The organism is Apilactobacillus sp. (genome assembly GCF_025290035.1).
In the GTDB taxonomy this organism is placed as follows: Bacteria; Bacillota; Bacilli; order Lactobacillales; family Lactobacillaceae; genus Apilactobacillus.
Window position 1 is genome coordinate 1 of the sequence record NZ_JAMBKT010000001.1, and the last position, 12,654, is coordinate 12,654.

Consider the following 12,654-nt stretch of genomic DNA (forward strand, 5'->3'; position numbering starts at 1 on the left):
TAATCATGGATTGAAGTTGATTGGCATCGTGATAGTCAACAAACATTGCTTCAGGGATAATGTTATGAAGGCTATCTAAATTAAGAGTATCAGTAAAAGTAGTGGTTAAACCAGCACCAGAATATATACAGGCTTTACTGGCCATAATCGCTGCGCCACCGAAGTTTTGATTGCCACCGATGATACATACTTTCCCAAAAGTTCCTTTATGACTATTGTTGGGACGTTTACGAATTGTTCGTTTTACAATATTAATTGATGGATTAAACAATTTAGATTCCTCCTTACGTAACAAATTCAGTATATCACTAAAAAAAGTAAACATCATTGATGTCTTTTCGGTATAGTATGCTAAAATAAATTAAAAGATAAGGGAGGATTTTCAAATGACTAACTGGGATCAATTAGCAAAAGATTACAAAGAAGATTATTTAAAAGATCTAAAGGAATTAATCGCAATCGATAGTGAACGTAATGATGCGGAAGCTACTGATGAATTTCCTTTAGGACCAGGTCCAGCAAAGGGATTACTAAAGTACTTAGAAATTGGTGAACGTGACGGTTTTAAAGTCAAGAACTTAGATAATTTAGTTGGATACATAGAATATGGGACTGGTGATAAGACATTTGCAATTTTAGTACATGCTGATGTTATGCCAGCCGGTGAAGGTTGGAATACAGATCCATTTGAAATGACAATCAAAGATGGTAAGGTATATGGTCGTGGTACATCAGATGATAAAGGACCCGGTCTAGCTGCTTACTATGGTTTAAAGATGATGAAGGATCAAGGAATTGAACCAAATTGCAAGATTCGTTTTATTATCGGTACCGATGAAGAAAGTAATTGGACAGGGATGAAACATTACTTTGAATTAGAACCAGAACCTGATTTTGGTTTCTCTCCTGACGGACAATTCCCTGTTATTAATGGTGAAAAGGGTAATACTACTTTTGAAACTACCTTTGGCAACCAACAAGACGAAAGCGCTGATTACTTCTTAGAAGATTTCAATGCTGGTCTTAGAGAAAACATGGTTCCAAGAGATGCCTTCGCTGAAATCAAGACATCATTTAAGGATCAAATGGCTGAAGAATTCTCTACTTTCATGCAAGACAGAAAGTTAGATGGTGGTTCAGAAATTACAGAAGAAGGAATCAGATTACATCTAATTGGTAAATCTGCTCACGGAATGGAACCACGTAACGGTGTTAATGGTGGTACCTTCATGGCTAACTTCTTAAGAGGATATGATTTCTCTGGAGACGCTAAAAACTTTATCAAATTCGTTGCTGAATTCTTGCATGGTGATTCTAGAGCTAACCGTATTGGCGCAAGTCATACCGATGAAATTATGGGCGATTTAACTATGAACGTTGGTATTTTGAAGTTCAACCCAACTGATGGTGGATTCGTTAACACTAACTTCAGATATCCAAAGGGTATCACTGTAAAAGAAATTGGTGACCACTTAACACAAGCTGCTAGAGTGATGGATGGAACTGTTGAAAATACAGATGACATGGAAGCTCATTATGTTGATCCAAGCCAACCAATCGTTAATAAGTTATTAAATGTTTATAGAGAACGTACAGGTAAGACTGACGCTCAACCAGGTGTTGTTGGTGGAGGAACTTACGGACGTTTAATGAAATATGGAGTTGCTTTCGGTGCAGATTTCCCATGGACTGAAAACACAATGCATCAAGCTAATGAATACCAAGTAATTGATGATTTATTACTAGCTATGGCTATTTACGGTCAATCAATTAATGAATTAGCAACTTTAGAATAAAAAATAAAAGACCAATCACAACCGTGATTGGTCTTTTTGTTATCTAATTTTTTTAAGTTCTTCGTCAATTTGTGCAAGCACAATATCAACATTTTTGTCATCAGATAAATCGTATTTTTGTAAGTCCAGTTTCATTTTAGGACTTTTATCATATTCTTCATACCATTTCTTGTAAGCTTCCCACATGTGGAAATAGTATTCTTTTAGTTTTGGATCATTATCGAATTGTTCATAATCTCTTCCACGTTTTTTAATACGGTGAAGGATAGTTTCGAAGTCAGTTTCAGCATATACCATCAAATCAGGAGCTTTTTTTGGTAACTCGTCTAATTCATCCATCATTTTATCTAGAAGTTCTAGATAAATTTTAAGTTCCATGTCTGAAATATTACCTTCAGCGTTATTTTGTTTTGTGAACAACGCATCTTCATAAATAGAACGGTCTAAAATGTTGTTATCGTCTGATAACGCTTGTTTGATCATTGAAAAACGTTTATTTAAAAAATAGATTTGAAGCAAGAATCCATATTGTTCTGGATTATTATAATATAAAGGTAGAACAGGATTTTCTCCAACTGGTTCGTAAAAAGCGGTTGTGCCTAAATGTTCAGCAATCTTACCAGTTAAAGTAGTTTTTCCTACTCCAATCATTCCAGCTGTAATTATCACCATATTAACTCCTCATTTAGTAATTAGTAATAACTATTTTATCATATTTTAAGTATCAACTTAATATCAAAAAAATAAAACCTGCGTGAGAATATCACACAGGTTTTTAATTATTTATTATTTTGTTGGTCTTTTAATAGGTCACGGATTTCTCCTAATAATGCATCAGTCTTAGTGTCCTTAGGAGTGGTATCACGTTTTGCTAATCGGTTATATGTTCTCACGATAAGGAAGACAACGAATGCGATAATTAAGAAGTTAATTAAGTCATTGATGAAACTTCCAACTAAGAACTTAGCATTACCAACAGTAATTACAAAACTTGATAAACCAATTTGACCAGTGAAGATACCAAGGATAGGGTTAATAAAATCAGCAGTAAATGATTTTACGATAGCTGTGAAGGCAGAACCAATGATTACACCAACAGCTAGGTCCATAACATTTCCCTTAGCAATAAAGGCTTTAAATTCTTTTAACAAATGATAAACCTCCCTTCAATTTATATCTATCACTAATCTTAACATAAAATTTCTAAAGAATTGTTTAAATTCATATACTTAAGACTTTTTTAGGAATATCATTATTTCATAGGCGGTGAGAATATTGAATTTAAAAAAGATGATTTTTAGTTTCACATTAGTGCTTTGCTTCGCGGGGATGCTATATGTGCAGGAAGCAAATCATGTTACAGCATTCGGTAAAACAAATAAAAGTAGCCAATCTAGTTTTACAATCGTTTTGAAAGATCAAAATAACAATGAATTGGTCAACTATGTGAGTCAACCAAGAACTAACTTTTTATCAACGAAAGAATTCTCCCGTAAATATGGACAATCAACTACAACCATAAATAAAATAAAAAAATACTTGGCTAGTCATCATTTAAAAGCAAAAGTATATCCTGGTAATTTAGTTATCAAAGTTACAGGAGCAAAAAATAATATTGAAAAAGCTTTTCATTTCAATCTGATTAAGGAAAAAATTAATAAAACCTATGTTACTAAGCCCAATAAAACACCGAAAATGGCTAATAGTTTAGACCAAAAAATTAGTGGGATAATTGGATTAAGTAATTATGATCACTTATCAAGCAGTAGCCAATCAAGTAGCTTTGGCGTAAAAAGAGGTCCATCTGATTTTATAAAACGTTATCATTTGCAAGACACGATTAATAATAAGTCCCATAAAGTCGCTAACATTGGCATTATTTCTTTTGGTGGATTTAGTAAGAATGATATCAAAGCATTTTGGCAAAAGATGGGAATCAAGAATTCATTAAATCGGATTCATGTTTATACAGATTCAAATAAAGATAATCAAAAATTAAGTGATGAAACCACGATGGACATTCAACAAGCTAGTTCAATTGCTAATAATGCCAATATTAATGTCTATTTAGCTCAACCAACAATATCGGGAATGATTAATAGTTTTGCTAATGCAATTGGTAGTAATAAGTCCGATAGTATTTCATTAAGTTGGGGGATAAGTGAAGCAGAAATTGAACAAATGATTGATAATAAGATTCTGCCGGATAATTATAATGACATTATCAACGAAATTTTACTTCAAGGAGCTTCACAAGGCATAAGTATCTTTAATTCAACTGGTGATAATGGTGCATATGATGGGATTCAAAGTGGGATTACCAAACTTACCGTTGAAACACCAGCTTCATCCCCATACATTACAGCAGTGGGAGCCACCACAGTTCCCACTAAATACAATGTGAATGGACATGTGGTTAACGTTAGTAATGAACGTGTCTGGTCTAACGATTTTCTTTATCCATACTTTAATTCCATCGAATTATATAACGCTAACCAATCAACTTTCTTGGACAGTTATTTTGTAGGTAGCGGGGGTGGATTCAGCAAATTTAATGCGACACCTGATTATCAACAAAATGTATCAGGAGTTAACTCATATCGTGCAATTCAGCACTGGGACATGTCAAAAGGCGTGGCAAACCAATTAGCGACTCCAAAAGTATTAACGGGAACAAGTAGTGGAAGAAACTTGCCTGATATAGTTGCTAATGGCGATCCGCAAACTGGTTACTCAGTTTACTATAATGGGAAGTGGTTAATAGATGGTGGAACCAGTATCGTTGCACCGCAGATAGCAGCGGTTAATGCAATCTATGTAAGTAAGTTGAATCGTCGATTAGGATTGTGGAATCCAAGAATATATTCATTAGCTCAATCTAACAATTCACCATTTAATCCACTGTATGGTGACAATGAAACGAACATTTATTATGCTCCTCAAGATAATAAGATCTACAATCAAGCAACTGGATTGGGAACTGTTAACTTTGACAAATTATTTAATTTAATAAAATAAAAAAGGACTTCATTTGAAGTCCTTTTTTTAATCGACTGGTTCGCCGATTCTTTCAAGCATTTGTTTAGCAATTAGTGCATGTTTTGAGTATTTCTTTAGTTGATAAGTCATGATTTTAGTAGCGGTTAATTTTTCAAAAGCAGCACTATAATCGATTGCGACTGTATCTGCAGGAATCTTGATTGGTTTTAACATACGTTTTTTGAACGCTTGTCTTGATTCTTCATAAGCGGTGTGTAGTTTTTCAACTGTTTCTTCAAAGTTGTGAGAAATTAAAGACTTGGCAAATCTGAAGTCCTTGCCTTTATATTTATTACAGATAAACATTACTAAACATAGCATTTGTTCTTTCTTTGGTTCTGTCATAATTTCATCTTCTTTCTGTATAGGTTACCATTAATTTTATTATAGTATTAAATTGATTTAATATACTATCAATCAAGATAATTTTATAAATTCTTAACTATTAAACAAGATAAATGCATTTGATACTAATAACTACTATAATGAATACCATCAGTGAATATAGGAGGATTGAAATGTCAAAACAAGATTTTATCGAGGTTCACGACGCTTTTCAAAACAACTTAAAGCACTTAGATATTAGTATCAAAAAACATGCTATTACTGTCTTTACCGGTTTATCTGGAGCAGGGAAATCATCATTAGTATTTGATACAATTGCTGCCAACTCAAGAAGAGAGTTGAACGAAACTTTTCCTAGTTTTACGCAACAATATCTTCCTAAATATGGAGCTCCTCATGTTGGTAGAATAGATAATTTACCAGTTGCAATAGTCATTCAACAAAAGAAAGTGGGTAAAAATCCAAGATCTACATTAGCTACATATACAGGAATTTATTCACTTCTTAGATTACTATTCTCAAGAATTGGAAAACCTTTTGTAGGTTACTCAGATACGTTTTCATTTAACTTACCACAAGGGATGTGTGATCAATGCCAAGGTTTAGGATACGTTGACCACATTAATCCTGATAAAGTAATTGATTACGATAAGTCACTTAACGAAGGTGCAATCACTTTCGTTAGTTTTGGTCCAGGAACATGGCGTTGGAAGAGATACGCTTATACTGGATTGTTTGATAATGATAAAAAGATAAAAGATTATAGTGATGAAGAATTGCATGATTTATTATATGCACCACAACATCATTTAACTGATGCTCCAAAAGAATGGAAGAAATCCATTTTATATGAAGGAGTTATTCCTAGAATTAAAAGATCTATTATTGAAAGTAAAGAAGGAGAACATCACAAAGAAGCTATTAGTGAAATTGTTACTAGAACTGATTGTGATAAATGTCATGGAACTAAGTTAAGACCGGAAGTTTTAACATGTCTAATTAACGATAACAACATAGCAGATGTTCTTAAAATGGATTTAAACCATGTGATTGAATTTTTAGATAATATTGATGAATCACTTGTGGTGGATTTAATTAGAGAATTAAGAACCAAGATTCAATCTTTAGTTGAATTAGGATTAGGATATTTAACCCTTGATAGAAGTACTGATACTTTATCTGGTGGTGAAACACAAAGAATTAAGATTGCCAAATACATGAATAGTTCCTTATCTGACATGGTTTATATTCTAGATGAGCCCAGTGTAGGACTACATCCCGCAGATATAAAACTAATCAAGCATGCCCTTAAGAAATTAAAAGAAAAAGGCAATACTGTCTTGGTGGTTGAACATAGCCCTGAGTTAATTCCAATTGCTGATAATGTTGTCGAAATTGGACCTAAACCGGGTAAAGATGGGGGAAATATAACTTTTGAAGGAACTTATCAAGAGCTATTAAATAGTGACGCAATTACTGGGAAATTATTGAAAGAGCCATTAAGTTTTAAACCGAAAAAGAAATTCTCTGATTATCTAAAATTAGAAAATGTAAATATTCATAATTTAAAAAATGCGAATGTTGATATTCCATTAAAGGCACAAACAGTTATTTCGGGAGTGGCTGGTTCTGGAAAGAGTTCATTAATTCAAGCTGTAAAAGATCAGTTAACAGATGATTTTATTGATTTAAGTCAAGATGCAGTTGGGGTTAATATTCGTTCTACACCAGCAACTTATTTAGATATATTAGATCGAATTAGAAAGATCTTCGGTGATAAAAATAATGTCTCCAGACAACTATTTAGCTATAACGGAAAAGGTAAATGTCCGCTATGTAAGGGTCGAGGGGTTCAAATTACTAATATGGCATTTATGGATCCAGTTATTCAAACTTGTGAAAAATGTCACGGAAAAAGATATAGTGATGAAGCACTTCAATACACTGTTAATGGATTAAACATCGCGGAAGTATTGAACTTATCTATCAATGAAGCAATTAACTTTTTTGATGACTATGCTGAAATCAGGGATAGATTATTAAATATGAAAAAAGTGGGTCTTGATTACTTATCACTTGGACAATCATTAGATACGTTGTCAGGTGGAGAAGTTCAAAGACTAAAATTGGCTTTACAATTAAACAAAACCGGTACGGTTTACTTGTTAGATGAACCTACTGCTGGGCTTCACATGAATGATGTATCTACAATGACTAATTTGTTTAAAGAATTAGTAGATAAAGGAAACACCTTAATTATCGTTGAACATAACTTAGCAGTGATTAGTCAAGCTGATTGGATGATTGATGTGGGTCCTAAAGCAGGTCGATACGGCGGTAAAATCCTTTATTCAGGGACACCTGAAGATGCTTTAAATGTAAAAGATTCAATTACAGGTTCAGCAATGGCTGAATATAATCAAGAAAGAAGATAGAGAAAAGAATGTTAAATACATTCTTTTTTATTTTTAGGAAGATTTTTCTGGACAGATAGTGTGATATGATTATACTTAATAATATTAGTTTGTGTACTAACTAATTTATTGTGATGACTAAAGTACCATTTTTATAGCCTAAATTAGTAATATTTTGGTACAATGAATTTAGTACAATAAAAAAATAAATCAAACATTTAATAATAAAAAAGCTAAAGGGGAATTTACTTATGTGTGGATTTTGTGGATATGTAAACCAAAAAGACGTGCCTAACGACACAATCAGCAAGATGGCTGATAGAATTAAGCATCGTGGTCCTGATGATGAAAAATACTTCCAAGACGATAAGGTCTCAATGGGATTCCGTCGTTTATCAATTATTGATTTAGCACACGGTGGTCAACCTCTATACAGTAAAGATAAGAAAAAAGTACTTACTTTTAATGGTGAAATTTACAACTATCAAGAAATTAGACAAGAATTAATTTCAGAAGGTTGGGAATTTGAAACTGATGTTGATTCAGAAGTTTTAATTAGAGGATACGAAGCATGGGGTCCTAAGTTACTAGATAAACTTCGTGGAATGTATGCATTTGTTATTTACGATAGTGCAAACAACGAAATCTTTGGTGCCCGTGATCATTTTGGTATCAAACCACTTTACTACTATGATGATGGTGAAGCATTTATGTACGGTTCAGAACTAAAAGCATTTATGTCAAACCCAGCATTCAAAAAAGAATTAAATCTTAGCTTATTACCAATTCATTTAAGTTTCGAATTTATTCCATCAGCTGAAACTTTATTTAAGAACGTATTTAAAGTGCTTCCAGGAACTTACTTTGTTCATCATATTGATGAAAAGAAGACAGAAACTCACAGATACTACAAGTTTAACTATGATCACATTGATAACAGTCAAACTGTAGAAGAAGATGCTGAAAAAATTGAAGCAATCGTTAAAGACTCAGTTAAAGCACATATGATTGCTGACGTTGAAGTTGGTAGTTTCTTATCAAGTGGTGTTGACTCAAGCTACGTTTTAAATGAAGCATCTAAGTTAAAACCAATTAAGTCATTCTCATTAGGTTTCGATGATCCTAAATTTAGTGAACTTTCATGGTCAACTGACTTTGCTAACCAAATTGGTCAAAAGAATACACCAATTAAGATTACAGGTGAAGATTACTTTAACTTCTTACCTACAATGATGTATTACATGGATGAACCATTATCAAATCCTTCAGCTATTCAATTATTCTACTTAGCACAAGGTACTAGTAAAGAAGTTAAAGTTGCTTTATCTGGTGAAGGTGCTGATGAATTCTTTGGTGGATACAACACATACTTGGAAGCTATTCCATTTGAAAGATACCAAAAGTTTGTTCCATCATTCATTAGACAAGCACTTGCTAAGATGGCAACTAAGATGCCTAGATTCCATGGTCGTCGTTTCTTAATTCGTGGTGCTCAACCATTGAGTGAAAGATACTACCGTGTTAACTACGTATTTAACTTTGATGACAGAAATAAACTATTGAAGGATCCATCATTAAACGTTGATTCTGGTGCATATTCTAAGTACATCTTTGATGAAGTAGCTGATAAAGATGAAATGACTCAAATGCAATACTTCGATATTAATACTTGGTTACCTTTCGATATCTTACAAAAGGCTGACCGTATGAGTATGGCTAACTCTCTTGAAGTTAGAACTCCACTTGTTGATAAAGAAGTGGCTGCATTTGCTTCAACAATGCCAATTAAGACTAGAATCAATAAAGAAGGAACTAAGATTTCATTACGTAAAGCAGCTGAAAGAGCTCTTCCAGATAAGGTTGCAATGAAAGAAAAACTTGGTTTCCCATCACCAATTGCTTCATGGATTAGACAACCAGAATTCCATGAAAGAATCGTAGAAGCCTTCACATCAGATGTTGCTGAAAAATTCTTCAATACTGACGAATTATTAAGAATTCTAAAGGAACATGATGAAGGTAAGTCAAGTATGCAAAAGATCATGACTCCATATCTATTTATTTTATGGTATGAAGTATACTTCCCAGAAGATACTAATGCTGATACTATTAACAAAGTACAACTACAAGCATAATTTTGAAATCTCGACGTTAGGAAGTTAAAACAATGAATCTTGGAATTGATGAAATTAAGACAATACTATCTGAACATGGACTATTGGAAAGTGTTACGGTAGCTAATAGTACTTCATTTAATGAGGTGACTTACGATTCCAGAAATGTTAAAGATAATACTTTATTCTTTTGCAAAGGCAACTTTAAGCCAGAGTATTTAGCGATGGCCAAAAAGGCCGGTGCAACCGGATATATAGCGGAACAAAGCTATAGTGAAGGTATTGGTTTAACGCAAATTATTGTAAATAACGTGCAGAAGGCAATGTCTCTAGTAGGCGCTGCCTTTTACTGCTATCCTCAGAATAATTTATTTACAATTGCATATACTGGGACTAAGGGAAAAACAACATCTTCATACTTTGCAAAAAGTATTTTAGATAAACATAACAACAATAAAACGGCTTTAATTTCAACAATTGATACAGTTGTTGGGAATGAACCATCACAACGATTTAAATCGCATTTAACAACTCCAGAATCACTAGATTTATTTAAATACATGAGAATGGCAGTTGATGATGGGATGGAAAGTGTTGTCATGGAGGTTTCTTCACAAGCATATAAAAAGCTTAGAGTATATGGGCTACACTTTGATGTGGGAATATTTTTAAATATTTCACCAGATCATATTGGACCTAATGAACATCCCAACTTCGAAGATTACTTGCACTGCAAGGAACAATTAATGGTTAATTCTACTTACTGCATAATTGATGCAGATACTGATTATTTAAATGACGTTTACGAAGCAGCAAAAGCTACTACAGATCCAGATAAAATTTACCTATTTAGTCGTAAAGGTGCTAATGTTGATCAATATCAAATGGATTTTGTTTTTAACAGTATTTCTGACACTGTCGACAAAAATGAAATTCAATTAGATAGTCAAACTGATAAGGCTACCGGTCTAAATATGGATGGACAATATTATATTAATGTTGTTGGTGATTACAATGAAGCAAATGCAGTTTCAGCCATTATCGCAACGGCGATTGATGATGCTACTAGTCAAGATGCTAAAGCTGGACTAAGTGAAGTTGTGGTTCCGGGTAGAATGGAATCGTATGCAGCTGATGAACATGGGATGGTTTACGTTGACTATGCGCATAATTATGCAAGTATGCATGCACTTTTAAGTTTTCTAAAAAATAATAACAAAAACGGTAAGGTAATCGTTGTTGTTGGAAGTCCTGGAAATAAAGGTATTGATCGTCGAGAAGGTTTCGGAAAAGCGTTATCTGAAAATGCTGATATTGCATTTCTTACAACTGATGATCCAGCCTTTGAAGATCCTAAGGATATTATTAATGAAATTGATTCACATATTGATCATAAAAAAGTTAAAGTCGAAATTGAATTGGATCGTAAGGAAGCAATCAAAAAAGCTATTTACGCTGGAGATAAAAATGCTATGATAGTAGTTGCGGGTAAAGGACGAGATCCTTACCAAAAAATCAACGGAGTAGATACACCATACGAAACAGATCCCGTTGTAGTTCAAAATGTTTTGAAAGGGATAAAACATGAATAATTCAAAATTAGACTTTACGGTCATTTTATTAGGTAGTGATTTTAACGCCTACGGAATGGCTCGTTCATTATATGAAAAATATCAAACACCTGTAAAAGCATATGCTGAAAGAAGCTTAGCTCCAACCAGATTCACAAAGATTATCGATTTAACACTAATCGATGGATTTAGTGAAGATCCTGTTTGGATTAATTCTATGTTAGAACTAAAGAAAGAGTATGCAACGCATAGTGAACCAGTTATTTTAATTGGTTGTGGAGATGGATACGCTGAATTGATTTCTAAGCATAAGAACGAATTAGAAGATGTTTTTGTTTGTCCATATGTTGACTATACTTTAATCAAACAATTAAACAGTAAGGAAAACTTTTACAAACTATGTGAAAAATTTGACTTACCATATCCAAAAACCAAAATTATTAGCAAAGATGATTTTGAATCTAATGATACAATCGAACAACCATTTGGATATCCAGTGGCATTAAAGCCAACTAATAGTGTTGAATGGTTAGATGTTCATTTTGAAGGTAGAAAAAAGGCATTTATCATTGAAAGCGAAGATGAATTCAATGATATTGTAAAGAAAGTCTACACTAATGGATATACATCAGACTTAATTCTACAAGACTACATTCCAGGTGATGACAGTAACATGCGCACCTTGAATGCATATGTTGATAAAAATCATAAGGTTAAAATGATGTGTTTAGGGCATCCTTTATTGGAAGATCCAACACCTTCTAACATTGGTAACTATGTTGCAATTTTGCCAGAATATAATGAAAAACTATATTCAATGGTGCAAAGTTTCTTAGAAAATATCAACTATGTTGGTTATGCTAACTTTGATATGAAGTATGACACAAGAGACAATACCTTTAAGTTGTTTGAAATTAACTTAAGACAAGGAAGAAGTAGCTTCTTTGTTAGTTTAAACGGATATAACTTAGCTGATTGGGTTGTACAAGATTACGCATATAACAGCCTTGAAAATCAAGATGTAGTTTATGCAAATCAAGATAAAACAAAACGCTATCTATGGTTAGGCCTTGGTAAAGACGTATTTAAGAAGTATGCTAAATCTAACGCTGACAAAGAGTTTGCTTTGGAACTAATTAGAAAGGGTCAATATGGAACTACTTTCTGGTATGACAAAGATAAGAGCTTAAAGCGTAAGCTACTAGATGTTTGGATTAAGCATAATTATGCTAAGAATTTCAAACGATACTTTAGCGAAAAATAAGGATGATAAGATGAGACATTTTTTCTCTATTATTGGTGGAATGGGAACGGAAGCAACTGAAAGTTATATTCATTTATTGAACGAAAGAACTCCCGCTTCTAATGACCAAGA

Annotated in this window: 10 protein-coding genes and 1 pseudogene; 7 read left to right on the forward strand and 4 right to left on the reverse strand. The window is 33.1% G+C overall.

Annotated features, from left to right (window positions below; translation table 11 throughout):
- The coding region (locus M3005_RS00005) for an NAD(P)H-hydrate dehydratase (protein WP_293792567.1) at positions 1 to 271 on the reverse strand (271 nt) is incomplete at its 3' end.
- Positions 272 to 386: 115 nt separating this feature from the next.
- Here M3005_RS00005 and pepV point away from each other — a divergent pair.
- The gene (gene pepV, locus M3005_RS00010) at positions 387 to 1,796 is read left to right on the forward strand and encodes a dipeptidase PepV (protein ID WP_293792570.1); all 1,410 of its coding nucleotides are present in this window, start codon (positions 387 to 389) and stop codon (positions 1,794 to 1,796) included.
- 39 nt (positions 1,797 to 1,835) lie between these two features.
- On the opposite strand, the gene M3005_RS00015 is transcribed toward pepV, so the two are convergent.
- Positions 1,836 to 2,468: a deoxynucleoside kinase gene (locus M3005_RS00015; RefSeq protein WP_293792571.1), complete on the reverse strand. Its 633-nt coding sequence runs from the start codon at positions 2,466 to 2,468 to the stop codon at positions 1,836 to 1,838.
- A 107-nt stretch (positions 2,469 to 2,575) separates the two neighbouring features.
- Positions 2,576 to 2,947, reverse strand: a complete 372-nt coding sequence (mscL, locus tag M3005_RS00020) for a large conductance mechanosensitive channel protein MscL (protein ID WP_293792572.1) — start codon at positions 2,945 to 2,947, stop codon at positions 2,576 to 2,578.
- Between the two features lie 124 nt (positions 2,948 to 3,071).
- Between mscL and M3005_RS00025 the strand changes: the two genes are divergently transcribed.
- A complete protein-coding gene (locus tag M3005_RS00025) occupies positions 3,072 to 4,814 on the forward strand; it encodes a S53 family peptidase (RefSeq protein WP_293792573.1) in 1,743 nt (580 codons plus the stop codon).
- 27 nt (positions 4,815 to 4,841) lie between these two features.
- Here the strand turns inward: M3005_RS00025 and M3005_RS00030 are convergent, their stop codons facing one another.
- Positions 4,842 to 5,180 (reverse strand): hypothetical protein, encoded by a 339-nt coding sequence (locus M3005_RS00030; protein ID WP_293792575.1) that lies wholly within the window; start codon positions 5,178 to 5,180, stop codon positions 4,842 to 4,844.
- 173 nt (positions 5,181 to 5,353) lie between these two features.
- On the opposite strand from M3005_RS00030, the gene M3005_RS00035 reads away from it, so the two are divergent.
- The 5 genes and pseudogenes from M3005_RS00035 to M3005_RS00055 all read left to right on the forward strand — a co-directional run.
- Positions 5,354 to 7,615, forward strand: coding sequence for an excinuclease ABC subunit UvrA (locus tag M3005_RS00035; protein WP_293792577.1), 2,262 nt, complete (start codon positions 5,354 to 5,356; stop codon positions 7,613 to 7,615).
- Positions 7,616 to 7,845: 230 nt separating this feature from the next.
- Positions 7,846 to 9,729: an asparagine synthase (glutamine-hydrolyzing) gene (gene asnB / locus M3005_RS00040; RefSeq protein WP_293792579.1), complete on the forward strand. Its 1,884-nt coding sequence runs from the start codon at positions 7,846 to 7,848 to the stop codon at positions 9,727 to 9,729.
- Between the two features lie 32 nt (positions 9,730 to 9,761).
- Positions 9,762 to 11,300, forward strand: coding sequence for a UDP-N-acetylmuramoyl-L-alanyl-D-glutamate--2,6-diaminopimelate ligase (locus M3005_RS00045; protein ID WP_293792580.1), 1,539 nt, complete (start codon positions 9,762 to 9,764; stop codon positions 11,298 to 11,300).
- Positions 11,293 to 12,543 (forward strand): carboxylate--amine ligase, encoded by a 1,251-nt coding sequence (locus M3005_RS00050; RefSeq protein ID WP_293792581.1) that lies wholly within the window; start codon positions 11,293 to 11,295, stop codon positions 12,541 to 12,543. Before M3005_RS00045 ends, M3005_RS00050 begins: the two co-directional genes overlap by 8 nt.
- 10 nt (positions 12,544 to 12,553) lie before the next feature.
- A pseudogene (locus tag M3005_RS00055) lies at positions 12,554 to 12,654 on the forward strand (aspartate racemase); the annotation flags it as partial.